26 protein-coding genes and 2 tRNA genes are annotated in these 26,383 nt (G+C 34.9%); 23 read left to right on the top strand and 5 right to left on the bottom strand.

All coding sequences use genetic code 11. The features are described from left to right. Positions 1-16: 16 nt before the first annotated feature. The 5 genes from rph to MKY94_RS13045 all read left to right on the top strand — a co-directional run bounded on the left by rph (position 17) and on the right by MKY94_RS13045 (position 2,834). Positions 17-778 (top strand): ribonuclease PH, encoded by a 762-nt coding sequence (gene rph / locus MKY94_RS13065; RefSeq protein ID WP_151113597.1) that lies wholly within the window; start codon positions 17-19, stop codon positions 776-778. After that, positions 775-1,368, top strand: a complete 594-nt coding sequence (locus MKY94_RS13060; RefSeq protein ID WP_144535551.1) for an XTP/dITP diphosphatase — start codon at positions 775-777, stop codon at positions 1,366-1,368. The genes rph and MKY94_RS13060 overlap by 4 nt, the downstream gene beginning before the upstream one ends. A 14-nt stretch (positions 1,369-1,382) precedes the next feature. Then, on the top strand, positions 1,383-1,889 hold the full coding sequence (locus MKY94_RS13055) for a metallophosphoesterase (protein WP_154310488.1): 507 nt from the start codon (positions 1,383-1,385) through the stop codon (positions 1,887-1,889). 76 nt (positions 1,890-1,965) lie between these two features. Then, positions 1,966-2,039, top strand: a tRNA-Arg gene (locus MKY94_RS13050). A 411-nt stretch (positions 2,040-2,450) separates the two neighbouring features. Further along, entirely contained in the window at positions 2,451-2,834 is a 384-nt protein-coding gene (locus MKY94_RS13045; protein ID WP_342577170.1) for a VOC family protein, read from the top strand. A gap of 222 nt (positions 2,835-3,056) precedes the next feature. On the opposite strand, the gene MKY94_RS13040 is transcribed toward MKY94_RS13045, so the two are convergent. Both MKY94_RS13040 and MKY94_RS13035 read right to left on the bottom strand, forming a co-directional pair. Continuing rightward, on the bottom strand, positions 3,057-3,539 hold the full coding sequence (locus MKY94_RS13040; protein WP_342577168.1) for a hypothetical protein: 483 nt from the start codon (positions 3,537-3,539) through the stop codon (positions 3,057-3,059). Continuing rightward, complete coding sequence (locus MKY94_RS13035; protein WP_144535557.1) at positions 3,536-3,742, bottom strand: helix-turn-helix transcriptional regulator; 207 nt, start codon at positions 3,740-3,742, stop codon at positions 3,536-3,538. Before MKY94_RS13035 ends, MKY94_RS13040 begins: the two co-directional genes overlap by 4 nt. Positions 3,743-4,044: 302 nt before the next feature. On the opposite strand from MKY94_RS13035, the gene MKY94_RS13030 reads away from it, so the two are divergent. The 7 genes from MKY94_RS13030 (at position 4,045) to MKY94_RS13000 (ending at position 9,728) form a co-directional block, all read left to right on the top strand. Beyond that, positions 4,045-4,377 (top strand): hypothetical protein, encoded by a 333-nt coding sequence (locus tag MKY94_RS13030; protein WP_342577167.1) that lies wholly within the window; start codon positions 4,045-4,047, stop codon positions 4,375-4,377. A 39-nt stretch (positions 4,378-4,416) separates the two neighbouring features. Continuing rightward, a complete protein-coding gene (locus MKY94_RS13025; RefSeq protein ID WP_144535561.1) occupies positions 4,417-4,749 on the top strand; it encodes an antibiotic biosynthesis monooxygenase in 333 nt (110 codons plus the stop codon). A gap of 183 nt (positions 4,750-4,932) precedes the next feature. Next, the gene (locus MKY94_RS13020) at positions 4,933-5,445 is read left to right on the top strand and encodes a hypothetical protein (protein WP_342577166.1); all 513 of its coding nucleotides are present in this window, start codon (positions 4,933-4,935) and stop codon (positions 5,443-5,445) included. A gap of 270 nt (positions 5,446-5,715) precedes the next feature. Next, positions 5,716-6,855 carry an endospore germination permease gene (locus MKY94_RS13015; protein ID WP_144535565.1) on the top strand — a complete coding sequence of 380 codons (1,140 nt, stop codon included), beginning with the start codon at positions 5,716-5,718 and terminating at the stop codon, positions 6,853-6,855. After that, positions 6,855-8,321, top strand: coding sequence for a spore germination protein (locus tag MKY94_RS13010; RefSeq protein ID WP_342577165.1), 1,467 nt, complete (start codon positions 6,855-6,857; stop codon positions 8,319-8,321). Before MKY94_RS13015 ends, MKY94_RS13010 begins: the two co-directional genes overlap by 1 nt. Beyond that, positions 8,305-9,453, top strand: coding sequence for a Ger(x)C family spore germination protein (locus MKY94_RS13005; RefSeq protein WP_144535569.1), 1,149 nt, complete (start codon positions 8,305-8,307; stop codon positions 9,451-9,453). The genes MKY94_RS13010 and MKY94_RS13005 overlap by 17 nt, the downstream gene beginning before the upstream one ends. A gap of 201 nt (positions 9,454-9,654) precedes the next feature. Next, positions 9,655-9,728, top strand: a tRNA-Arg gene (locus tag MKY94_RS13000). Positions 9,729-10,433: 705 nt separating this feature from the next. Here the strand turns inward: MKY94_RS13000 and MKY94_RS12995 are convergent. Then, positions 10,434-10,964, bottom strand: coding sequence for a GNAT family protein (locus MKY94_RS12995; RefSeq protein WP_144535571.1), 531 nt, complete (start codon positions 10,962-10,964; stop codon positions 10,434-10,436). Positions 10,965-11,682: 718 nt separating this feature from the next. Then, the gene (locus MKY94_RS12990) at positions 11,683-12,621 is read right to left on the bottom strand and encodes an RNA polymerase sigma factor (RefSeq protein WP_144535573.1); all 939 of its coding nucleotides are present in this window, start codon (positions 12,619-12,621) and stop codon (positions 11,683-11,685) included. Between the two features lie 514 nt (positions 12,622-13,135). Here MKY94_RS12990 and MKY94_RS12985 point away from each other — a divergent pair. The 7 genes from MKY94_RS12985 to MKY94_RS12955 all read left to right on the top strand — a co-directional run bounded on the left by MKY94_RS12985 (position 13,136) and on the right by MKY94_RS12955 (position 19,860). Continuing rightward, positions 13,136-13,294, top strand: coding sequence for a hypothetical protein (locus MKY94_RS12985; RefSeq protein ID WP_154310494.1), 159 nt, complete (start codon positions 13,136-13,138; stop codon positions 13,292-13,294). A 468-nt stretch (positions 13,295-13,762) separates the two neighbouring features. After that, complete coding sequence (locus MKY94_RS12980; protein ID WP_144535575.1) at positions 13,763-13,900, top strand: YfhE family protein; 138 nt, start codon at positions 13,763-13,765, stop codon at positions 13,898-13,900. Between the two features lie 272 nt (positions 13,901-14,172). Continuing rightward, a complete protein-coding gene (gene crtI / locus MKY94_RS12975; protein WP_144535577.1) occupies positions 14,173-15,726 on the top strand; it encodes a phytoene desaturase family protein in 1,554 nt (517 codons plus the stop codon). A gap of 77 nt (positions 15,727-15,803) precedes the next feature. Next, positions 15,804-16,691 (top strand): phytoene/squalene synthase family protein, encoded by an 888-nt coding sequence (locus MKY94_RS12970; RefSeq protein WP_225321657.1) that lies wholly within the window; start codon positions 15,804-15,806, stop codon positions 16,689-16,691. Beyond that, positions 16,691-18,193 (top strand): phytoene desaturase family protein, encoded by a 1,503-nt coding sequence (crtI, locus tag MKY94_RS12965; protein WP_342577164.1) that lies wholly within the window; start codon positions 16,691-16,693, stop codon positions 18,191-18,193. The genes MKY94_RS12970 and crtI (MKY94_RS12965) overlap by 1 nt, the downstream gene beginning before the upstream one ends. 16 nt (positions 18,194-18,209) lie before the next feature. Then, positions 18,210-19,334 (top strand): glycosyltransferase, encoded by a 1,125-nt coding sequence (locus tag MKY94_RS12960; protein WP_342577163.1) that lies wholly within the window; start codon positions 18,210-18,212, stop codon positions 19,332-19,334. Between the two features lie 10 nt (positions 19,335-19,344). Continuing rightward, positions 19,345-19,860, top strand: coding sequence for a glycosyl-4,4'-diaponeurosporenoate acyltransferase (locus MKY94_RS12955; protein WP_342577162.1), 516 nt, complete (start codon positions 19,345-19,347; stop codon positions 19,858-19,860). Between the two features lie 79 nt (positions 19,861-19,939). On the opposite strand, the gene dhaK is transcribed toward MKY94_RS12955, so the two are convergent. After that, positions 19,940-21,691, bottom strand: coding sequence for a dihydroxyacetone kinase subunit DhaK (gene dhaK / locus MKY94_RS12950; RefSeq protein ID WP_342577161.1), 1,752 nt, complete (start codon positions 21,689-21,691; stop codon positions 19,940-19,942). 433 nt (positions 21,692-22,124) lie between these two features. On the opposite strand from dhaK, the gene MKY94_RS12945 reads away from it, so the two are divergent. The 4 genes from MKY94_RS12945 to MKY94_RS12930 all read left to right on the top strand — a co-directional run bounded on the left by MKY94_RS12945 (position 22,125) and on the right by MKY94_RS12930 (position 26,344). Next, a complete protein-coding gene (locus MKY94_RS12945; RefSeq protein WP_151113603.1) occupies positions 22,125-23,348 on the top strand; it encodes a DUF819 family protein in 1,224 nt (407 codons plus the stop codon). Positions 23,349-23,469: 121 nt separating this feature from the next. After that, positions 23,470-23,805, top strand: coding sequence for a PadR family transcriptional regulator (locus MKY94_RS12940; RefSeq protein WP_144535586.1), 336 nt, complete (start codon positions 23,470-23,472; stop codon positions 23,803-23,805). A 1-nt stretch (position 23,806) separates the two neighbouring features. Next, the gene (locus tag MKY94_RS12935) at positions 23,807-24,640 is read left to right on the top strand and encodes a permease prefix domain 1-containing protein (protein ID WP_342577160.1); all 834 of its coding nucleotides are present in this window, start codon (positions 23,807-23,809) and stop codon (positions 24,638-24,640) included. A gap of 522 nt (positions 24,641-25,162) precedes the next feature. Further along, positions 25,163-26,344, top strand: coding sequence for a nucleoside transporter C-terminal domain-containing protein (locus MKY94_RS12930; protein WP_342577159.1), 1,182 nt, complete (start codon positions 25,163-25,165; stop codon positions 26,342-26,344). Positions 26,345-26,383: the final 39 nt, after the last annotated feature.

Below are 26,383 nucleotides of genomic sequence, written 5' to 3'. Positions count from 1 at the left end.
GAAAAAGGAGAAAAATATGATTAGATTTGATGGAAGAGAACCAAAACAGCTTAGAAATGTAACGATTGAAACAAATTATTTAATGCATCCAGAGGGCTCAGTATTGATAACGGTTGGTAATACAAAGGTAATTTGTAATGCAACAATAGAAGATCGAGTACCACCTTTTTTAAGAGGACAAGGCAAGGGCTGGATCACTGCAGAATATTCTATGCTGCCACGTGCAACAGAATCACGCACTCAGCGTGAATCATCCAAAGGGAAGGTTACAGGTCGTACAATGGAGATACAACGTCTAATTGGACGAGCATTGCGCTCTGTAGTGGACCTAGAAGTAATAGGCGAAAAAACAATTTGGGTAGATTGTGATGTAATTCAAGCGGATGGTGGAACTAGAACTGCAAGTATAACTGGAGCATTCGTTGCTTTAACGATTGCATTAGGAAAACTTTATGAACAAAAGCAGCTGGCTAAGTTCCCGGTCGTAGAATTCTTAGCTGCAACAAGTGTAGGAATCGTCGATGAGATTGGTGTCGTTCTTGATTTGAATTATGTGGAAGACTCTTCAGCATCTGTTGATATGAATATTGTTCAAACTAGCGGCGGTGAGTATGTGGAATTACAAGGCACCGGAGAAGAAGCAACCTTCTCGAAAAAAGAACTGTTAGAGCTTCTTGAATTTGGAGAAATAGGTATTCAACAATTAATGGATATCCAACGATCTGCATTAGGAGACCTTGCATCTAAAATTGGAGAGAAAGGATTGATAACCGAATGAAAAAAATTATTATTGCAACAAAAAATAAAGGAAAAGCAAAGGATTTTGAAGCATTATTCAACCCATTAGGGTATGAAGTTCTGACTTTACATGACGTTGCAGAGGACATGGATGTAGAAGAAACAGGAACTACATTTGAAGAAAATGCACTTTTAAAAGCTACTGCCTTGGCTGAACATTTACAGTCAATCGTCATTGCAGATGACAGTGGGCTGGAGGTAGATGCACTGGATGGGCGTCCAGGCATCTATTCTGCTCGTTATGCTGGGGAAGAGAAGAGCGACGAGGCAAACATTACAAAACTGCTAGAAGAGCTTAGAGACACAAAAGAATCCGAAAGAACAGCCCGCTTCGTTTGCGTGATTGCTGTAGCATCACCAACTATGGAACCTTTTACTGTTAGAGGAACATGCGAAGGTGCCATTGCTCAAGAGAGAAAAGGAAACAACGGATTCGGATACGACCCTGTATTCTTTGTTCCATCCGAGAATAAAATGATGGCCGAGCTTTCAGCTGAAGAAAAAGGAGCAATTTCTCACCGAGGAAATGCTATCAAGCAATTACAATCCAAATTAACCGCTTTATTATAAGGTGGTGAATTTTCTTGAAAATATTGATTATGAGTGATACACATAAGGATACTGTAACGATGGAAGAGGTAATTCAAGTCCATCAAGATGAAGTACAAGCAATAATTCATTGTGGAGACAGTGAATTAGATGCCTCTTACTTTGAGGGGAAATCCATTTTCATTGTTGGAGGTAATTGTGATTACTATTCTAGCTTTCCCGAAGAGGAACTCATTACTTTGGACAATGAAAAGATTTTGGTCGTACATGGACATCGACACCAAGTAAAATCTACAATATTGCCACTGAGTTATAGAGCGCAGGAAGTGGGCGCTACTGTAGTCTGTTTTGGGCATTCTCATATGCTAGGTGCAGAGTTACAAAACGGTATCCTGTTCGTTAATCCTGGAAGTCTACATGAGCCAAGGGGACGCAAAGAAAAAAGTTATTCTATCGTAGAAAAGAAAGAAAACCTTTGGCAAGTTCTATTCTTTTCTTCGGAACATAAACTGATTGAAAATGTTAATTTAAAAACTTCTTGAAATACCGTTGACATTTTTTTGTTATGATTATATAATAAATCTTGTCTTTCCTATCTGTGTGGTGGGGGAGTACTTGGTCTCAGTAGCTCAGCTGGATAGAGCAACGCCCTTCTAAGGCGTCGGTCGGGAGTTCGAATCTCTCCTGGGACGTAATAAATGTAATTGAATAGGTTTTAAAAATGATTAAACGCTTTAAAATGTTGTTGTAACAACATTTTAAAGCGTTTTTTCTATTCATTTAACATTAGAGGATTTTATTGTATTTTGAATACCAATACTACATATTTGTAACATATTCTATAGCCTACGTCTGTGTTGGAAGGGGAGTATCTAAAGATTTTTTTCCTCCTTTTTAGTCATTTCTTTTAACACTAGAAAATAATAATTAAATGCGTTTCTACATCTTTATGACCAGCCTTTTCGGATACAAATTGTACTATCACTCCTCATAACAATGTAAGCGAAATGTTTAGCATTCAGGAATTGATTATCAAATTTACTAGCAGGATTGTTTAATAGTTATATAGAATTATTTGATATCAAATCTTTGGAGGTGCTCACTTGTTTAAAACAATTGAAAATAGGATTGATACAATTTTTGTTCATGTGTCGGATTTAGAACGTTCAATAAAATGGTACAGTGAATTACTTGGGTTGCAAGTAAGAGAGGGGAATCATATAGGACCTGTATATACTTTAAATATGGGTGACAGACGCCCTGGAATAACCCTTGATAACCATATTTTTGAGGAAAATTATAAATTTATCCCATCAAATCAGCCACTCTTTAATCTTAGTGCTTCTGACATTAACGTTTCGTTTGCCCATGTCACTAAAATGGGTGCGGAGATAGTAACTGAAATTATTATTCATCCTGATTTAGAAGAGTTTTCCTTTAAAGATCCTGATGGTAATATCTTGATGGTATGTACTTGTATCAGTTAAATACAAGTGAGTGCTGTGGTTAAAAAGTAAGGTGATAATATTTAATTAAAACAATGTAGATTTCATGGTGGTTTACTATTTAAACTAACGAGGCAGTTTTTGGCGAAATTTTCTTTTCATTTGTAAAAGAAATTGTAGAAGAGGATTTCTAATACTATAATGTTTTTTTATTATGGAATATAATGGTAAAATTGCACTGAGTTTACCCTCAGTGCAATTTTTTTACTTATAATATTCTATACACCATGTAATAGCATAAGCAATGCTGGAAGCCACTATTGTTCCTGCAAATAAATATATAGGAAATACAGGATGAAGATAAATGTGACTTGTGAAAAGTATCATAATTACCATTGCCGACATTACAGTCAGTGTAAAAGTAACATGAGAAGCCTTGGTTGCTTTATTGGTGATGATCAACTCCCGTTCATCAGCTTCTTGAAACTCTCCGAATTTCAAAAGGATGTCAGCCCGTTTTCTTGGTTTCAATTTTACAGACAGAATGGAGTGGAGCAACATTAACAAGATGCTGATTATAAATGGCCATAAACTAAATTTCACGTTAACTAAAAGTATTTCACCGTTTGCCAAACCCCGTTCGAATTCGTCCATTAACCAGATGTTTTCAAACGCAAATGCCACTGCATATGCAAATACGCTTATAACAATGATCTTGCTGATACTTTCAAATAAAACAATCTTCACTTGCCATCCCCCTTATAAAAGATTTTCTCAATCGGCTCCTGAAATACTTCAGATATATTCATTGCCAATAACAGCGAAGGGACATAGGTCCCTTTTTCCAGTGAGACAATGGTTTGACGTGTTACACCTACTTTTTCCGACAAGTCCTTTTGCGTAAGGTTGGATCTAGCCCTCAGTTCTTTTAATCGATTCTTGACCTCCATTTTTTCCCTCCCGCGATTCATTTCATTAAATGTAAAGTATACCGGACATAAAGTAAAGTATTTCTTACCTTGAAATGGATTTCAATTTAATTGCCAAGGTTTTCGACCACATCATTTCTGATAATTAGTAATGAACTATATATTTAGGGAATGAGTGATAAATAAATCAGTTGAGAATTTTAAAAAGGATGAGTAGTGGTGAAATTATGAAACAGGAGAGTTTTTTTTAATTAATTGACTTATCGTATACATTTGTATACAATAACGTTAGTATACAAATGTATACGATTGGAGGTTCTTAAATGAAAAATGAATCCCATAGAGGTAGACGTGGTGGCCGTTGCGAAGAAGGAAATGAACAGGAAGGTAAGCATGATTTAAGAAGAGGTGCCAAAACGTTTCGACGAGGTAGAGCTCTTGCCTTTTATGAAATGATGAATACCAAATCTACTTCTTTGAAGAAACAGTTAGAAACACCTGAATTGCAATCAATTAATCCAGTTTTAGTGGGTGAGTTGAAGGCGGTTGAGATGTTAATGGATGAGTTTGCACAGTTATTTGAATTAGTAGAAGTTGAAGAAAGTCAGGCGTCTGAGACTGGTATAGAATCGCAGGATTTAGAAACAAAACAATAACTTTCAAATTTAATAGTAATATATCATGGAGGGATGACAATGTTCGTACAAATTCGCAAGTGGACAGTGACAGAAGGAAATTCAGATAAGGTGCTGGAGCGTTTCAAGAAAAAACCAGATCAAGGACCTTCTTTAATAGAGCAACGTGAAGGTTTTATCAGCCGTGAGCTGTTAGTGAAAAATGTTCGTCGCGGTGAGGAAGAAGTAGTGATGATTATACGCTGGGAATCTGAAGAAGCATGGAAGGCATGGGAGAAGAGCCCGGAGCATATTGCAGGACACAAAAATAAAATTAAAGAGCATGGTGGAAAACCACCTAAGCCTGAGTATGTGATCTCTACTGAGCATGGTAATTATTCAATAGTTGAATAAAATAGAATGTACACGAGCAAGTTGACTAAAATCAACTTGCTCTTTATGTTTGGATTATATTATGAAATAGACAACTAAAAGAAATATAAAAAATTTAGTACATGATAATATATAATTTAATTTACAATATAAACCAATAAAGGGAGTGGGAGAATGGGAGATATTTTTAAAATCCCTAAAAAAATGAGGGGTTTATTTTATGCTATTATTATTTCTATTTTAATATTGCTTGTATGTTGCTCACAAGGGAATTTAATTTCTGCTGAACCAATTGATATTGGAGTGGTGGGTGAAGTGTCACTTCCTGAATACGATAATGTCACCTACACTTCTATCAGTGTAGAAGAAATATTGACGAATGATATTATAAAGGAAACATTTCAATTACTTGTAATTGGTGAGGATTATCTAGAGAGTGTATCAGAAAAAGAATATATTGATGCTTTTTATGAAAAGGAATTGACAGTCCTATTCATGAAGTCTGCTAAGGGACATATTCCTTTTATGGAGCCGGTCACACTTGATTTACCTAAAACCTATCATGATTACAATGATGGGCCAAGAAAAACAATAATAATAACAGAGTATAAAAAAGACTCTCCCCTGACTTATAAGTCTATGGACTATAGTGAAGAAACATTTATTAAAGAGGACTTTGAAAATATCTTCCGTCGTTTTTACAACGAAAATAGGTAAAGAACTTAGTTTGGTTTTTAAATTGAAGGGCGTATTCGGGATTCTATTCCGAGTACGTTCTTTTTTTAGTTAAAACATTAAGCAAAGCTGGCGTTCATTTCCATCAAGCATGAAATCAATAGCAAAGTGAATATGTGAGGAGTTAAATTGAACATTATTTAAGTCAGTTTGCTATAAAAAATTTAATTTGTAAATTTACATTTCATCCTTATAAACACTTCGAAAGTTGTCAAAACTGGTAAGTATTATAAAACGTTAGAAGGTATGAAAATGAAAAGAGTCGGACCGATTAGTATTATACATATTGTTGCCTTGTCAATGACCATGATTGGACTAAAAAATCATGTGACAATTTTACCTCCCATTTTAAAAATTGGAGGTAGAGATGGATGGATGTCCGTCATTTTAGCAACGATTATTATATTTGGGTGGATTTTTCTACTTTATTATGTTCATAAACAAATAGGTCAGCAAAAGTTAACCCAATGGTTAAAAGAAGCGATAGGTCCCAAAATGAGTACTCTATTTCGATATGTTGTAAGTATTTTCTTAATCGTATTGGCTGCAGTAACGATGCGAGAAGCTATTCAATGGATGAAAACAACATTTTTACCTACCACGTCAATTCTTGTTTTATTAATAATTTATATTGTTTTGTGCATCCTATTAGCTACTACTAACATTCAAACTATAGCAATCCTAAATGTTATTGTTTTATTTGGTGTATTAGTATTAGGTTTTTTTGTAGCATTCGTCAATATTCAAGTGAAAGATTATTCATTATTAAGGCCATTTTTGGAACATGGATGGGAGCCCGTGATTAAAGCGACTGTTTATCCTGCGGCCGGATTTGTAGAATTGGTACTGCTTCTATTTTTACAGCAGCATATGAAGGAAAAGATGAAATGGTATCATTTTGCCATAATATTGTTTTTGTTAATGGGTCTAACTTTGGGACCATTACTTGGCGCTATTACAGAGTTTGGACCAACAGAGGCAGGTAAGCAAATCTATCCAGCCTATGAAGAATGGGGTTTAGTGTCAATCGGTCAGTTTATCGAGCATTTAGACTTTTTTTCAATTTATCAATGGTTGACAGGAGCATTTATTCGAGTGGGACTTCTCCTATTCATTGCTATTGAGCTGCTTAATATAAAAAAAGTTAAGCATGTATGGTTTATCATTACTCCAGTGTTCATCGCAATATGCCTAGTTTTAACCATAATAAGTGACAATTTATTTCTTAACTTTAAAGGTAATTACTTTCTGATAATAACTTTCATATTCTTTTTTATAGTATCCATTTTCTTGTTTATCGTAGCTTTATTTAATAAAAACAAAAAGAAAAAGAAGAAGAAAAAGAAAAAGAAAAAGAAAAAGAAAAAACGTAGGGAAGTGAGTGAAGCATAGTGAAGCCGACAGAGGAAGCACTGGATCTTCAAACATACAAAAATCTATTTAAAAAGAATGCAGATGTAGATTTTCAATTGTATACTTATGGACAATATAAAGTTCATTTTATCACTTGTGACTCTATGGTAAATCTTCAGCTTTTGAATGAAGTCATTGTCCCAAGAGTTCAAGAGACATGTGCACAGGTAGAGCAAACACCGCTTGAGAAAACAATATTAGAGAAACTTCATATTCCTGAACTAAAAATACTAAACACGAAGGAAGAGGTTATTACAAAGCTGTTTAATGGTTATTTAATACTATTTTTTGAAGATGAAAATCTTACATTTTCAAGTAATATATCAAAGAAGCCCAACCGAAATCCAGAAGAGTCTAGAATGGAAGTACTTATTAAGGTACCAAGAGATAACTTTATAGAGGATATTTCGGTTAATATTGCTTTAATAAGAAAAAGACTACCAACCAATTCCTTAAGCGTAGAAAAAATGGAAATAGGCAGAAGGTCTAAGACAACTGTCGCCATACTCTATATGGAAGACATTGCCAGCAAGGAAATACTTCAGGATATTTTAAAGCAGTTAAATGAAATTGATGTAGATATTCTCTTTGGTGGAGAGTTATTAATGGAAAGAGTGAACAAGAGATCACTTGTATTTCCGAAAAATGATTATACAGGAAGGCCAGATTTTGCAATGCAAGCGTTAGTAAGGGGAAGGTTTCTTATATTAGTAGATGGAGTTTCCTATGTTGTTATTACTCCGGTAAATTTATTTTTGCTTTTAAAGGCTGGCGAGGATATAGAATATCCAGTTGCTTTTAGTACTGCAGAAAGGCTATTGAGAATAGTAGGTCTTATGGTAGGTGTAGCCTTGCCAGCTTTTTGGTTAGCGTTAACTACTTTCCACCAGGATCAAATGCCTTTTCAATTACTGGCAACAGTAGTCCAAAATAATACAGGCCTTCCGCTCCCTTCTGCTCTAGAGATGCTTATAATGTTAATCATGTTTGAGCTTTTTAGAGAAGCGGGACTACGATTACCAAGTGTAATAGGGGGAACCATTAGCGTAGTTGGAGGTATAATAGTTGGGGACGCTGCGATTAGGGCAGGTTTGACAAGTCCGGCAATGATTGTTGTTATTGCTATATCTACCATCGCTACTTTTACACTAGTCAATCAATCCCTTGTTACTGCCGTTAGTGTTGTACGAATCATTATGATTCTTATTACATCTTTTCTTGGCTTATTTGGATTTTTTGTCTCCTTATATCTTTTACTTCTTTACTTATCAAACATTAGAATATTCGGTGTGTCTTATATGAATATTGCCACAGATCTCAGCTGGGCAACCATTAAAAAATCTTTATTTAGACCACCGGCTACTGATTATAAGGACCGTCCAAATTCACTAGATCCGCAGGATTCTACTCGATTAGGGGGAGCAGAAGATGAAAAGAAGAATTAAACAATTTTGCATTATCTGTTGCCTTCTTCCTTTATTAACAAGCTGCTGGGACGCGGATGAGCCAAACAAAATACGATATATCTATGGGGTTGGTATAGATTACAAAGATGGAAAATATGAGATATATGCTCAAATTGTAGATTTTATTAATATTGCTAAAACGGATCAACCAATTCAGGATGCTATCCAAGCGGAAGTAGGCAGGGCTAAGGGTAACACCGTAGAAGAGGCTTTCTTTGAGTTATACCAATCCATGGATTTAAAGCTTTTTTGGGGACATATGACGTATTTAGTTTTTTCGGAAGAAGCATTAAAAGAAGGGCGAGCTAATACGATCATAAACTCTTTTTTACGATACCGAGAGATTAGATACCAAACGTGGATTTATGCAACGAAAGATTCTGTAGAGGATGTATTGTTGCTCGATCCATTATTCAATAATGCATTGACCAGACTTAAGCTTGCAGATCCGATGAACTCCTATCAGCAAGAGTCTTTTATAGAACCGATAGATTTTCGAAAACTAGTTATCCGTTTAAACGAACCTAGTCACGAAGTGAACATACCATATATAAAAATAGATGACAAATGGAATTCTAATAAAGAAAAAGATAAATTGCCAAAATTTGACGGTATTGGTATTCTTACACCAAAGGATCTTAAAGGATTTGTAACAGGGGATAAAATTAATGGTCTACAATGGATGTCCAAGGAAACAAAAAGAGGTGAAATCACAGTTCCTCGGGAAGATGAATTTGTTACAATTGTAATAGATAATCTGAAAATAGATGTAGAGCCAAAAATACAAGGGGAAGAAGTAAAATTTGATATTAAACTAAATATGAACGCTTTATTAAGTGGTTTTGAAGGTACAATAACAGAGAAGGAGGTACGTTCTTTTGTTAAGAAGCAAATAAAAAAAGAAGTTGAAGAAACTTATCTAGAAGGATTAGATATAGATGTGGATATATATCGATTATCAGAATATATGTATCGAAAAGATCTAGAGGCTTGGAAAAAGGTCCAAAAGGATGGAAAAGTACCGTTAACAGAGAACTCGATTAGTAATCTTACCGTAGATGTCAATAAGGTATACTCAGGTAGAAAATCATTCAGAGAAACTGTCGAATAGATTAATGATTATTTGATTAGGTGCAGAATCTCAGCAGGGAATTTTACAATATTTTAGAGGTAGTGCGATATAGAGTAAGGATAAAGTTGAGTTCCTTTCCAATTATTTTATAAAAAAAATTGAATTCCTATTGACTTTATCCTATTATTATTAGATAATATATATTGTCTTTCCAATATTTTATTAAGGAAAGAAAATATTGTCTCAGTAGCTCAGCTGGATAGAGCAACGCCCTTCTAAGGCGTCGGTCGGGAGTTCGAATCTCTCCTGGGACGTACAGTTAAACACAATTCAAGCTTTGATGTGACAGGGCTTGATACAGATAAAGGATGCTAACACAGATTATACCACTGTGAAAGTATCCTTTTTTTGTCCCTACACTGATTCTTCCCTCTTAAATATATGGAGGAATCAGTGTGACAAAGACAAACAGTATTTTTGAAGTAAGCACAAAAATTAGCTTATTTCAACTCGCAGTAAAGCAACAACCCATTAAAAAACAAGGTAACACTTAGAGAGGTAATGGAGATCTTGTAGTAGCAAATGCAGTTAAGTGGATTTAGAGAAAGAACAATTACAGACTACAATGGATACATAAAACTGATTAGAGATTACAAAAGTAGATTTTAAAAAGGATATTACAGCAGATACAGTGTAATTGTGGTTGAATCCCATAAGGGTATCCAATCAAACAAAGCTTACACACGACTAAAACATCTAAAAGCTATCTAAGGTTAACATTGGTGGAATAAGTCTAAGTTTTAGTAGAACATAATTGCATGATAGATAAAAATAATGTAGTAATCCACACCTATGCAGGTATTGATAATTGGATGAAAATTTTAAAAACATTGTAGTGTTAAGGCGTATTAGAACCAAACTGTGAAGTAACTTAGGATAGAAAATAAGGGCACCTAATAGGACAACAATATGAGAAAAAAACCTATATCTCGAGAGATATAGGTAAGAAAAATTTAACTTCAATCCGTTTTTAATAGTGAATAAATATTGATGTCTATTAAGTTTCCTTTTGATTTTTCGTATTGTCTTAATGTTCCTTCAAATGTGAAATTTAATTTTTTTAAAACGTTAATTGAATTTACATTTGCAGGTTCTATTTTGGCTTCAATTCTATTTATTTTTAATGTTTCTAGAGCATAATTAATCAACGTGTAAATAGCCTCTGTAGCATATCCCTTGCCCCAATAGGTTTTAGCAATTTCATAACCTATTTCGGCCTTCTCATTTTCAAAGTCTATCGAATTTAAACCACACGTGCCAATTATTTCACTGGATTCTTTTTCAATTATACAGAAACGAATAGCTTTGCTAGATTGAGCCAATTCCTTAAACATTTCAATTATTTCTTCTGCTTGAACTTCGTGTGTAAAGCTAGAGATGTTCATGAATTTAGTAACATCTGGGTCAGACCAAATTTTAAATAAGCTAGGTGAATCTGATGTTTCCATTTTCCTTAAATGTAATCTTTGAGTTTGTAGTTCATTTATCAATACTTTTACCTCCAATTTTTTAATCAGTTGGATGAAAAATATTGCCATCTGCGCATAGTTCAGTCCCTTCGAGTTTAGTTTTATTATACATTGAGTCAACAATTAAAGGAACTTTAAAATAGAAAATCACAGCTTTTGCGGGCACTAGGCCCTAGAATTTTAGGGTGTCCTTAAAAAGGTAAGGGTTAAAGAATGATGATACAAAGTTCGTAACATAGCGTCGCAAATTAGTGTTCAAATTGCCGATTATTGATATTTTTCGAGTGTATGTATTCTAAGGTACTACGCGCCGTCAGGTTATACACAATCAAAGACAAACAGTATTTTTGAAGTAAGCACAGAAATTAGCTTATTTCTACAAGGAAGTAAGGCAACAACCCATTAAAAAACAAGGTAACACTTAGAGATGTAATGGAGATCTTTTCGCAGCAAAATGAAAGAAGTGGATTTAGAGAAAGAACTATTACAGACTACAATGGATACATAAAACTGTTTAGAGATTACAAGAGTAGATTTTAAAGTGGATATTACAACAGATACAATGTAATTGTAGATAATAATTATGGAGTAATCCACACCTATACCAGGGGGGATTATTGGGCAAAAATTTTAAAAACATTGTAGTGAAAAGGCGTATTAGAAACAAATTGTTAAGTAGAAAAGTTGAGAGCAGTGCAAAGGACACAATAAAAGGGACAACAATTGTCATCCCTAAAACTCAACTCCAATCTACCGGTGGTTTTACTAACTGCGCCTTCATTCCAAGCTCTTCAGCGGCAGCTAAAATAAATTCTTTTCTGAAGAAATAACTTTTATGGCTTACTATTTTTCCGTTTTCAATTTCTTGCTGCTGAATGTCGTGAATTTCAGCATTATCGTCTTCAGAAGTTAACACAACAATAACTGGTTTACCCCACAGATAAATTTCACGTGCTGTGTGACCAGGCAAACCAAATTTTAAAGAACCTTTCAACATTTCATCTTTAGAAAATTCCTGGAATCCAAAGAAGGCTTCGTTTTGTGCTTGTTCACTAAATAGTCTTAACATACGTTTTAAATCTCCATTATTAAAGGCTTCTAAGTATGCTTGGATGGTTACGTTATGACTTTGTGTGGCTATTTTAGTTTTTGCTTTAGAGAAATCCAAAGAATCTATTTTTCTTCTCGCTCTTTGAACAGAGGAATATACACCACCTGGAGTGCTTTTGACAATCCCAGCTACTTCATCTGCATTAAACTGGAAAATATCCAACAATAGAAACGCTGCTGTTTGTTTAATAGTCAAATTCGACTCCAATGATATTAGAATTTCTTCCAATAATAAACGATCCGAAAAATCAGTGTTTTTCTCAGGTACTTCATCTAAAGTTCCTATTTCCCGTTTAAGTTTTCTACACTGATCGAGCCAAGTGTTTGTTGCAACTTTGAATAGATAGTATTTTTTGTTAGTAATCTCACTCCAACGTTGTGGGAGTAATCCAAAGGATTTAATCATAGTCTCTTGATAAAGATCCTCGCCATCCCAAGGAGAACCGGTAACATATTTACAATAATTCCAAAGGTCTGCTGAGTATTCAGAAACTATCTCTTCAAATTCATCTCTTAATTTTCGAGCTTCATCCACAAATATTTTGTTAATGTTTTTGCTTTCTTCCATATAGCTACCCTCCTAATGTTCTTCAATTAATAGACGTTTGAGAATAGAAAAATTATACGACTTAATATAAATAATTTAAAGATGATGCGAGAATAGTGAGACTATCTACTAAACCGTTCGTAGAGGTTACATTGCATTTGATAGTTGATCATCAATCCTTCGTAACACTTAGAAAAGTAATATTAAAGTCAAATTTAGGAGATAAAATTTGTAATAGTTTAAGGAAGTTTTAAAAGAAGTTGGACTTACCCATTGAATAAACGAATAAGTACAAATTACTTACATAAAACAATCATCTTGCAAGATAGGTAATTAAAATTATAACTGAACTAAAGAAAGCGAGTGCATGGTGAATATACCAACCTAAGTATATTTATATAAGGTGCTTACAGGTTATAGTTTTCTTTTTTTAGTTAAAATTAAAAATATTCTAAAAATAAAAAAGGGTTTTAACGAATAATGTAGAAATTAGAAGTGTAAGACAAAATATCAAGGAAATGGAAGTGTTTAATTCGTGAAAAAGAAAAAATCGATGTTTTCAATTTTAGGTGTTTTATTAGTTTTGAGTTTATCGTTTGGAACAAGTGCTAGCGCACAAGTACCTGCACCGGAAGCTGGCGGCGGTACTCCTATAAAATGCATTCCAGGTAAACCTTGCCCTATTGGACCGTAATGGTTTATTACAGAACACCAAATTCTATCAAAATAGAATTGGTGTTTTTTTTATGTCTTAAAAAGTACAACCTCTCGATATTTTATTGGTAAAGAAAGTTCTATTGGAGATTAATCTTTTATTTTCTAGACCAACTAATTCCATTTCGTGTGATTGGTTTATATTCTTTGTTTTAGAAAAAAATTCAGTAAAGACTATATTTTTAAAAGACCAACTTTTTAACTTATGTTTACAAAAATTCTCCGTAATTATATATCTATGTCTTATTTGAAGTTTCTTGGCGAAGTTGTCTAAGCTCTCGTAACACTTAATATACACTTCTGGAGATGGTTTTTCTATTTAGGAAACTTAATCCACCTTTAAGATAAATGAATGTGTATTACACCTTTTTTATTTGCCTCATATTATTTGTATATCTATCTTTCCATAAGAACAACATAATATGAATACTTAGAAAGGAGTGTTTAAATGCCAGATCGTAAGCCGCCACATGAGCAACTGACCGTAAAAGACAATGGATTGACTTCAACTCAAGAGGTTTTGTACCAGCAAGAATTTAAAAAGGCTGATAAAGCTACATCAAAAAATGATCAACAGAAAAGGTAAGATAACTTACTTTTATAAAAACACCATGCTTTTAAAAAGCGTGGTGTTTTTTGTCTTCTTGAAAATATTTTATTTTCCTGACACGATAAATTAATAATTCGTATATAATGTTTGTATAACTTATTTTAAAATAACCTTATACAAAAGGTTTGACTTTTGTATAAGGTTTGTGAATAATTAAATAAAATAACCAAACATCCAAACATCCAAACATCCAAACATCCAAGCTAAAAGTATAGACAGGTTAAAAGAAAAGAGAAGGAGAATGTACAATGCCAAAAAGTAAAAAGAAAGTCGTGGTAATAGGAGCAGGTGTTGCTGGATTAGCGAGTGCTATTCGTCTCCAGCATGCAGGATATGAAGTAGAGCTATATGAAAAGGAGGCATTACCTGGAGGGAAAATGCACCGAATAGACATGAATGGTTATCAATTTGATCTGGGACCAAGTATTGTCATGATGCCTGAGCTATACCGAGAAGTGTTTGAACTAACTGGAAGAGATCCCGACGATTACATACCTATGCAAAAAGTAGACCCAATGTATTCTACATACTTTGGATCAAAAGCAGAGGAAAAATATGATATTTCTTCTGATTTGATTGAGTTGATGAAAACGTTGGAAAATATTTCTGAGGAAGATTCGAAGGGATTTTTAAAATATTTACAGGAAATATACCAGCGTTATCTTGTAGCAAAAAACCATTTTCTTCAACGACCTTTTCGAAATTTTACGGATTTTTATAATCCAAAAACGATTCGACAAATGTTTAAGCTAAAAACGTTTGATAGTGCAGACCATTTTATTGGGAAATACGTAAAAAATGAGCGTATTAAACAAATTCTTAGCTTTCAAACTTTATACATAGGAGTGTCACCTTACAATGGACCTTCTTTGTATACTATTATTCCAATGATTGAAATGCTCTACGGAGTTTGGTTTATCAAGGGTGGAATGTATACAATGGCTTCTTCGATGGAGCGTTTGTTCAAGGAATTAGGTGGCAAAGTTTACTACAATGCATCTGTAGATGAGGTGCTTATAAAAGAACAAAAAGCTTATGGTATTCGCGTCAATGGAAAAGAAATTCTAGCTGATTACGTTATGTGCAATGCAGACTTTCCTTACGCTATGAAGAATTTAGTGAAGGATACTAAAGCGAAGGGAAAATATACAGATAAAAAAATCGATAGTATGAAATACTCGTGTTCGTGCTTTGTTATGTACTTAGGAATGGATCGAAAATACGAGGAATTAGACAATGTACACAATTTCTTTATAGCCGATGAGCTAGAAAAGAACTTAAACGATATTTTTGATGGTAACAAGCTAGAACAGCCTTCTTTCTATGTATACGTTGGCTCTAAATTAGACCCAAGTCTGGCACCAGAAGGAAAGGATGGTCTATATATCCTTGTTCCAGTTTCTGAGCTATCTTCCTCGAAATATGAATGGACCGATGAGACGGTTCAATATTATCAAAATAAAGTAATGCAGTCATTAAAGAATGTTAAAGGATTCGAAAATATTGAAGAAGAAATAGTCGCAGAAACTTATATGACTCCTAGGGATTTTGAGTCTAAGTTCAATGCTTATAATGGTGCTTGCTTTGGGCTACAACCAACTCTTACACAAAGTAATCACATGAGACCGCAGAGCAAAGCAAAAAACTGTGAGAATCTGTACTTTACTGGAAGTAGTACTCATCCGGGTGCAGGAGTGCCGATTGTATTACTATCTGCAAAAATTGCTACTGAAGAGTTACTTTTAGATGATGGAATTAAAGAAAAAAATGAAGTTGGTTTACCAGAACTTGTGACGAATTAAAAGATTCTCTTTATATAAAAATAGAGTGAATACTTGATAGTTTTCAAATTTCGAAAAGATAGAAGGAGGCGAAAGATTTGGTTGCAAAAAGGGTCTCACCTATAGAAGATTCCTATCGTTATTGTGAAGAAATGATTAAACGTAACTCGAAAAGTTTTTACTTTGCGTTTAAACAATTGCCAAAGGAGAAAGCAAATGCAGTATTTGCAATCTATACTTTTTGTAGGAAGGCTGATGACAGTGTCGACGAAAACAATACAAAGGTTACCCAGAAGGTAGCATTAGATCAGTTAGAGGCAGAGTTACGATTATTCGAGCAAGGCAAGGAAATCGACCATCCGGTGTGGCTAGCGCTTCGGGATGTATTTAACCGATACAATATGGATATAGCGCCTTTCTATGATCAATTGAAGGGGCAAAGAATGGATATTGATTTTAAAGAGCCAAAAACCCTTTTAGAACTAGAGAATTATAGCTATTATGTTGCTGGAACAGTTGGGTTAATGCTTTTACCTATAATTGCTGAGGATTCAACATTAGATTTACGGGAGCAGTCTATCAGTCTTGGAATAGCTATGCAAATTACTAACATTCTTCGTGATATCGGGGAAGATTACAGTAGGAAGAACCGAATTTATCTACCAGAATCTTTATTGAAATCAGAGTTATATAGTGAGTATGATTTGAAAAACGCAAAAATAAACATCCAATTCATTCGAATTTGGGAGTTATTAGCTCATCGTGCAGAAGAATTATATGATCATTTCTATGAATCAATCTTTTACTTTGATGAGGATAGCCGTTTTCAGGTGCTACTTGCTGCTAGAATCTATCGTGGCATATTAAATACAATCCGTAAAAATGATTATGACTGTTTTCACACTAGAAATTTTGTATCCCCTCTAGAAATGAAAAAAATTCATCAAGCAACTTGCTTTGATATGAAAGGGCAGGTGTCATCTTAATGAGCAAAAGTAAAAAAACTGTAGTTGTAGTCGGAGGTGGTCTAGGGGGTTTATCTGTAGCTATTTCTCTTGCTCAAAACGGTTATTCCGTTTCCCTTTATGAGAAGAACAAACATTTAGGAGGCAAACTGAATCGGTTGGAGCAGGAGGGATTCGGGTTTGATTTAGGCCCATCCATTCTCACTATGCCACATATCTTTGAAAGAATATTTAAGCGCAGCAACCGCGAAATGTCAGATTACATTTCTGCCTATAGATTAGAGCATGAATGGCGGTCTTTTTTTACAGATGGAACAACAATTGACCTTTACGGAGACCTTGAAAAAATGGCACAAGAAAACCTGAACCTCTCAGCAAAGGATATGAGGGAATACCAAGAATTTCTACATTACGCTAAAAAGATTTATGATGTGACAGAAGAAGGGTATCTTGGAAAAGGATTGGACAGTACAATGGATGTGTTTCGGCAGCATGGTTTTATAGAGTCACTAAGAGGCTTTGATTATTTTTCGACTATGTATGATGCTATAAAGAAAAGAGTGAGCAACCCTAATTTACGTACGATGCTTTCTTATTTCATCAAATATGTTGGTTCCTCCCCATATGATGCACCAGCTGTGTTAAATATGATGATTTACATGCAGCATGCACAGGGTGTTTGGTATGTTCCGGGAGGTATGCATGGAATTGCAAGTGGAATGGTGAAGCTTGGGAAGGAGCTTGGTGTATCCTTCCATACTGGAGAAGAAGTAAAGCGTTTACATAGAGATGGAGCTAAACGAATTGCTGCAGCAGAGCTAGCGGATGGTAAAAAGGTAACAGCAGATTATTTTATCTCTAATATGGAGGTCATTCCTGCATATGAAAAATTATTGGAGGAAGAGCCAAAGTATATAGAGAAGCTAGAAAAGAAATTTGAGCCCTCCAGCTCGGGGTTAGTGTTGCATCTAGGTGTGAATAAATTATATCCACAGCTTGCCCATCATAACTTTTTCTTTTCCGATAACTTAAAGGAGCAAATGGATCAAGTCTTCCATCGCTATGAGCTGCCCCAGGATCCAACAATATACTTAGTGAATACAAACAAGACTGATCCGAAACAGGCTCCAAAGGGTCACGAAAACATTAAAATATTGCCTCATATTCCTTATCTCCAGGACCAGCCATTTGCTGAAGAAGATTACATGGCTTTAAGAGAACGTGTGCTCATTAAGCTAGAAAATATGGGATTAGAAGGTCTTCGGCAGCATATTGTCACTGAAGATATGTGGACCCCACATGATATAGAGCGAACGTATTATTCACACCGTGGCTCTATTTACGGGACGGTTTCCTCTAAAAAGAAAAATCATGGGTTTAAAAATGCAAAGCATAGTGAGCTATATGACAATTTGTACTTTGTTGGTGGTACTGTCAATCCGGGTGGGGGAATGCCCATGGTTACACTTAGCGGTCAGCAGGTTAGTGAGATGATATTGGAGAGAGACAGAAAAGAGTCATAAGGAAGAGGTGGGGCTAATGATAGACGTTCTGTTCATAATTGCATTAGCAATAATCATTATGGCTATAGTGTGTGGTTTTCTTATGCTATGGAAAATCCCTCTCTCGGGACAAACGGACAAAGAGCTATCTGGACAGCCTACTATATCTGTGATAATCCCAGCAAGAAATGAGGAGGGGCGATTACAGCCATTGCTCGAGTCCTTACAAATACAATCACTTATCCCAAAGGAGATTATAGTAGTCGATGATGAATCTACAGATAAGACTGTACAAATTGCAAAAAAGTTTGGGACTATAGTTAAACAAACTCATGAAAATTACCAAAGATGGAAAGGAAAATCCGCAGCTTGCTGGATAGGTTCTGAGGTAGCTACTGGTGAATGGTTATTATTTTTAGATGCTGATGTAAGGTTAGAACATAAGGATAGTTTGAAATCTTTGGCTATAAGTTTTCAAGCGCAAGGCACTAGAGGGATTTTATCCATTCAGCCTTATCACAAGGTCCATAAACTTTATGAAAACTTTTCGGCTATCTTCAATATTATGGTGATGGCAGGTATGAATCTATTTACTTTTTGGAGTAATCGATTACAAGGTGCAGGTGCATTTGGCCCATGTATTTTGACTACTAGAGCGGATTATATGGAATCAGGCGGACATTTTGTGGTAGGAGAAGCAATAATGGATGATTTTGTGCTTGCGAAAGCCTTTAGAAAAATTGGTCTCCCAGTTCATTGTCTGGGGGGGAGGGGTGTACTTCATTTTCAAATGTATCCCGAAGGCATGAAGTCACTTGTAGAAGGTTGGTCAAAGAATTTTGGAACAGCTTCCCAGTCAACCCATCCGTTTGTTATGACACTTATTAGCATATGGATGAGTGGAGGTTTCCTTCCATTAGCTTTGTTTATAACGGCTGCTTATGTTAATTCTCTAACATGGATTTCCATAGCTCTAATTTGCTATATTGGATTCATGACTCAAGCCTATTATCTTGCTAGTCGGACGGGTAATTTTCAGTTTTATATATTTATCTTTTATCCTATTCTATTCTTCTTTTTTACTGGTGTTTTTATGTGGTCCCTATTTCGAACTAAGGTTTTACGTGTAGTAACATGGAAGGGTAGAAAAATCAAATTGTAGGGGTGGTTGAATGCAAATAATACATCTCCCTGTACTTTGGACTATTTTAATAGATATTGGAGCATGGGCATTTTTCCATATTGTGATTTCGCTTTCTATGGCACTAATTCCTGTTCATTTTTTTGAAAAAGAAAATTCTTTATATAAATTGAGGAAATGGGAAAAATCAGGTGAATTATGGGAACGACTTTTTAGTGTAAAGCTGTGGAAGCATTTAATCCCTGATGGAACAAAGGTAATACGAAAGGGATTTGAAAAGAATACCCTGGCTAGCAACGATAAACGTTATCTTAAACTTTTTGTTATTGAGACTAAAAGAGCAGAGTTGACCCATTGGGTTTCAATCGTGCCGGCCGTTCTATTTTTCCTTTGGAATCCTGCATGGGCTGGCTGGATTATGGTAGCATATGCTCTTTTGTTTAACTTACCAATTATTATAGTTCAACGGTATAATCGTCCTCGTATAGAAAGGTTTCTGTCTAGAAAGAGAAAAACTAGAGTAACAAAAGAGGTTGTCTTAAAGTAGGCTTTAATTCTTTAGATTTCCTATATAAAGAAAAGACCTATCACTAGTACAATCAAGTGATAGGTCTGTTTATTTTTTTCTATTTAATGGAACGAGCAAGCTCGCTAAAAATGACCCCTAATCCAAAAGCACCTGCATCTGGATAACCAAGACTTCGTTCACCTACTGTTCCAGCACGACCCATACGAGCTACAATGTCTTTGGTCTGTTCTGCACCTAAGACTGCAGCAGCAGCTCCTTGTTCAAATGCTCGCTTAAATGTTGTGCTAGATGAACTGCTATCCATCCATGAATCTGCACAAGGTATTAACGCATCAATCAATGTTTTATCTCCAACTTCTGCCCCTCTACCAAATGAACGTTCTCCAGTCGATTGAATTCCTTTCACTGCCTCTTGTAGCATTTCAGCAAACTCAGCTATAGTTAAGTCCATCTTGCCATCTGTTATTTTTCCAGCCGCGCGGAAAGCAGAGCCCCAAATTGGTCCTGATGCCCCACCGCAATACTCCATAATAACGAGAGAGCATGAGTGTAAAAAGGAACCGATCGTAAGTTCGGGCTGTTGAATAATATCACTCCATTCTCGCTTCAATTGCTTGAATCCTTTTGCAACACTCATTCCGAAATCTCCATCTCCAGCATGAGAATCTAACTCACAGAAAGGTACTTCATTATCTATTATTACTTCACTCATTTTATCTACAAGGTAGATCATGTTGGATAATGATAATCTTTCATTCTGAATCACAGAAAAACCTTCATTAGTTTCTGTTTTAAATGAGACTGGCTTTTCGCTTTCTTCCTCAAAAACTTCAGTATATTCGACTGAATCAATCGGTCCAACTATTTTAAATGAGGGTGTATCACTAGGACTAGACAGTAAGTTTTTTAATTCATTGTCTAACTTCATGAAAGTAAGGGAGGCACCAGCCATATCAATGCTTGTCATATAATTGCCTACAAAAATGCGATTCACCTTAATATTTTTACGTGATAGCACTCGTACAACTGAATTATTTAACAAATACAATTCCTGTAGTGGAGTTGCACCGAACCCATTGACTAATACCGCAATCTCATCCTTTTCATTCACGCCGAGATCTTTTAAAAGGTCCATGGTCATTCGTTCTGCCAATTCATCTGCGGAAAGCATTTTCTCTCTCTTTATTCCTGGCTCACCATGAATTCCTACTCCGTACTCTATTTCATCCTCTGCCAATTTAAAGGTTGGCGTACCTTTTGCAGGTACGGTACAAGAGGTAAGAGCTACACCTATGCTCCTTACATTAGCTGCTGCCTTTTCAGCTACCTTTTTGACCTCTAATAGCTCTCTACCTTCTTCCGCAGCTGCTCCAGCAATTTTATGAACGAAAACAGTACCTGCAACTCCTCGTCTACCTACAGTATAAAGACTGTCTTCTACTGCAATATCATCATCCACCTTAACGTATTCAACGTGAATGCCATCTTCAGAAGCTAAAGCAGCTCCATTTTTAAAATTCATCATATCGCCACTATAATTTTTGAGAATCATCAAAAGACCTTTTTGGCCAGCCGTAGCCTTAATGGCTTGATAAACCTGTATTTGAGATGGTGAAGCAAATATATCTCCACACACAGCGGCATCCAGCATACCCTTACCTACAAATCCAGCGTGAGCGGGCTCATGTCCACTACCGCCACCACTAATAATACTTACCTTGTTGTGATCGATAGCTTTCTTTTTAATAATTTTGTACTTCTTTAAAAATTCTAGCTCTGGATGTGCTAAGACTAATCCATTACACATTTCCATCACAAGGTTTTCAGGTTGGTTCATGATTTTTTTCATATGTATTGCTCCTTATATAACTAATTTAGTTCTGCATTAATGTAGCATACTAAATTATAATACAACTATTGAAAGCTATCCAATAACTCGAGGGAAATAAAATTTTGAAAATTTAAATATTACGAATATAATAGAATTAAAGAAAAAGAAAGTTGGTGTTTTCTAAAGGGTAAGTATAATACATAAAATTTATATTCAAATGAGTTAAATTCATAATTCCAATAATTATAATGAACACGAACAATCGAGAAGAAAATAATGATATCTAAATGCTGTCAACGAGTAAAATGTAATTGATTTACGCTTTAGGGGGACGCTTTCCGTGGGGTGAGCGATAAGCCATCACCGCCTGCCGCTCCAATTACTCGTAGAGCAAAGCTCGTGTTTACTGGTAAAGTACTATTTATGAAATTAACTAAACTAGGAGGAATTTATGGGAAATACACTAATCCAAGCAGATGACACACTTACACTTTGGGGAATCATTGTTATCGTTGCTTCATTGAGTATTTTTTTGGAGCAGAGATTTAGCTGGGCGGCGAAAATAACTGGTGCCATTATCGCTTTATTGATAGCCATACTCTTATCTAACACGGGGATCATACCAACTGAATCCGCTGTTTATGATTCGGTATGGAGCATTATTGTTCCACTTGCAATACCATTACTATTATTTCATGTGAATATTAAAAAGCTGTTTAAGGAAAGCGGCAGACTTTTAATGATATTTTTAATAAGTTCGGTAGGTACTGTTGCTGGAACAATTATAGCATTTTTTATATTAAAGGATCATATACCATTACTCAATAAGCTGGCTGCTATGTTCAGTGCTAGCTACATAGGTGGAGGGGTTAACTTTGCAGCAATGTCTGCTAAGTTTGAAACGCCGGGGGAGTTAGTTTCATCGGCGGTAGTTGCAGACAACTTAAATATGGCGCTTCTTTTTGTTATATTAATGGTTATTCCTACTATGCAATTTTTCCGTAAAAAGTATAAAACACCACATATAGATGAGTTAGAATCTCAAAGTAATAAGGATCAAGTAAATCAGTCAAAAGCCTATTGGAAGGCGAAGGAGATATCCCTAAAGGATATAGCTTTGTCGGTAGGAACGGCGTTTGCATTAGTTATTTTAGCAAAAAAGGTATCTACTTGGTTTGATACTCTTATTCCTTCTGGAGAAGATGTAAACTTTCTACTAAACCTGTTAAACGGATTAATAGGAGATCAGTATTTAATGTTAACGACATTCACTTTCCTAGCTCTTTTACTGTTTCCTAAATTCTTCGATTCATTAAGTGGGAGCCAAGAAATTGGAACCTATCTCATACATATTTTCTTTGTAGTGATTGGTATTCCTGCTTCAATTCCATTGATCATTGAAAATGCACCGTTATTGCTAATTTTTGCTTTTATCATTGTAGCAATCAACTTAATCGTATCTTTGGTAGGTGCGAAGGTCTTTAAATTTGAACTTGAGGAGACACTGTTAGCAGTAAATGCAAATATCGGCGGTCCCACTACAGCCGCAGCACTGGCAATTGCAAAGGGATGGAGTAATCTAGTAGGACCAATCTTAATTGTTGGAACACTGGGATATATAATTGGAAACTACGTGGGTACTTTCTTAGGACTGTGGTTAGAGGGTTTTATGTAAAATAGTTTAATAAAAATAGCATTGCAGTCGCAATGCTATTTTTTTTGGTTAGTACTAAATAAATAATACCTTGCATTATTAGGTAATATAATTTATAAATAATAGTAAGGTGGTGTAAAAAATGGAAATAAATAAAGAGGTGTTGAAGGGGCATATTGATACACTCATATTATCTCTGTTACAGAAAAACGATCGCTATGGATATGAAATCGCTAAAATCGTTCGAGAGAAAAGTAACAATCTTTTTGAACTAAAGGAAGGAACACTTTATTTGTCTTTAAAAAGATTGGAGAAAAACAATTGGATAGAGTCCTATTGGGGTGATGAACAAGGGCCCGGTGGAAGAAGAAAATATTATAAGCTTACTTCCCTTGGAGAAGTGGGCTACAAGGAAAAATGCAATGAATGGTTATTTGTAAAAAAAATAATGGATTCTTTTTTGGAAGGAGGAGATTAATTTGAAACAAGTAGATTTATTTGTTAATTCTGTTTATCAAAACACAAAAGGAAATAAGAAAGAGATTATTGAAATGAAAGCTGAGATGAGAACTCATTTACTAGAAGCTGTCCATGATTTAAAACAAGAAGGTATAACTGAAGAGGAAGCTGTTAAAATAGCCATATCCAGATTCGGAGAGGAAAAAGAAATTCGTACCATTCTAGGTGAAATGTTTAAAGCCCAACAAGTATTTGCTAAATGGATTTTATATTTATCACTAGCTTTCCTTGTTTTATTTTTATCGGTTTTTGGTTGGCTTTGGCAAAATGCAGAAGAGCAATCGTCTCAAATATCTAATGTAGCAACAGAGATAGCAACAGTTTTAGAAAACAAAACTACTATTACACCTGAAATGATAATGGCGATAGAGAACTCTATAATAAAAACTGATTTCATAACTACTGTTAAGATATTTGATGTGAGGGGAGTCAAAGAGGGTGAGAAACCTGGCCACTACTCGAATGTATTTGAATATGTTGAAGAAGCAACTCCAGACTATAAATTTAATCAAGCAGTTTGGTCCCCTGAATGGCTAAAGCCAGCCTTTTATCCATATGGGAATGGAGATGATCAGTGGTTCGTTAGTATGGAGCAAAGAGTGTTTAGTAAAGTGATGACAATCATTTTATTTGTGGGAGTAACAATCTATTGGACTTTGTTCACAATTTGGGCAACCATCAACGCTTATCATCAGAAGAGGTTAAATATTGCTTGGATTATCATATTTGCTTTATCGAATATTTTTGGCTTTTTAGTATATTATCTAGTTGGTAAAAGAAAAGTTATGGCTTAAAAAAATATAAAAATAAACCTATAGAGGAAGAATGATGTATGGCAAATACTCATTCTTCCTTTGTTTTTGTTGAGAAATTTGAACTAATATATACTCTAATATTAGAAAAAAGACTAAATAACTAATTCGTTTATATCAATTCAAAGGAAAATTTAGAATATTAGGCATTTAGTCATTCTAAAGATTTTAAAATATCAATTATTTGACTTCTATAATATTCGCAATGTAGAATGACAAAATGACGTAAAGTATCAAGAGCAATTGAAGGTAAAATGATGGTTTTTAAAGGAAGCCTCATTCGAATTATTTGTAAGCGTTTTTGTTTGCTGTCTTACAAGATAAGGGAAGCGAGCAGGCAAAGTTAAGTCAACAAAAATATGCATTTCATATCATTTTGAAAGCGGTCACAAATGGTTTTCTAAAAATTTATAATTTCTTCATTTGATACCTTGATGCTAAGACGAGCTAAGAAAATACAACAAGTTGTATGATCAAAAAATAATAAAAATTGAGGTATAGAGAATGTCAATTTTAATAGGAATACTAGGATTAATTGTAGTCTTTGGATTAGCTTACTTAATTAGTAATGATAAGAAAGCGATTAATTTTAAAGCTGTTGGAGTTATGTTAGTTCTTCAAGTCGTATTAACTTTAATCATGTTCAAGACAACTGTCGGACTGACTGTAATAGAAGGTATTGGTAATGGTTTTACAAAAGTTATTAATATAGGGCGTGAAGGGGTAAACTTCGTAGTTGGAGGTTGGGTCCCAGAAGGCGGCTCAGTATTCTTTATAAATGTATTAGTAATTTTAATTTTTACTTCTATGTTACTTTCAGTTTTAACTTACTTACGTGTACTACCACTTATTATTAAATATTTGGGAGGATTCCTGTCTAAAATTACAGGGCTTTCACGTGTTAGTACATTCCATGCTGTAAATAATATTTTCTTCGGTCAATCAGAAGGAATCTTAGCTATTAAATCACACGTGCTTAAAATGGACAAAAACAAGTTGTTTGTCATGACGATCACATCTATGGCATCTGCATCTGCATCCATTATGGGTTCTTATATCACTATGTTACCTGCTAAGTATGTTTTAGGTGCAATGGCTCTAAATGCTTTGTCAGGTTTGATTATTGGTATAATTATTGCTCCTGACTCTTCTAAGGAAGAAGAAGTTATCGACATTAAAGAAGCATCTCAAGCAAAATCTCTTTTTGAATCTATCTCAATGGGAGCATTAGATGGAGGTAGAGTGGCCTTAATTGTAGCAGCTATGCTAGTGGCTTACGTAGGATTAATGGCGTTAATAGACGCAGGGTTCCAAGCTGCGATCGGTTTAACGTTTACGGAAATTTTAGGATATGTATTTGCGCCGATTGCTTGGTTAATGGGTGTACCTGCAAGCGAAATTTTAGTAGCCGGTCAAACGATGGGTACGAAGCTTGCAACTAACGAATTTGTAGCAATGCTTCAATTCAGAGATCAAATTCCTAATCTTTCTGAGAAAACAGTTGCAGTAGTTTCGGTATTCTTAATTAGCTTTGCGAATTTCAGTTCTATTGGAATAGTTAGTGGCTCTCTACAAGCTATCAACGGAGAAAAAGCTTCTATCGTTTCAAAACATGGTCTTAAGTTATTAGTCGCTTCTACCATGGTTTCTTTCTTAACTGCAACCTTAGTTGGGATATTTATTTAAGCTTCAATCTTAAATAGCGTCACTCTCTTTATTGGGAAT

The sequence above is a fragment of the Psychrobacillus sp. FSL K6-2843 genome, assembly GCF_038626375.1.
Lineage (GTDB): Bacteria > Bacillota > Bacilli > Bacillales_A > Planococcaceae > Psychrobacillus > Psychrobacillus faecigallinarum.
This window is presented reverse-complemented; position numbering and strand designations above follow the sequence as displayed.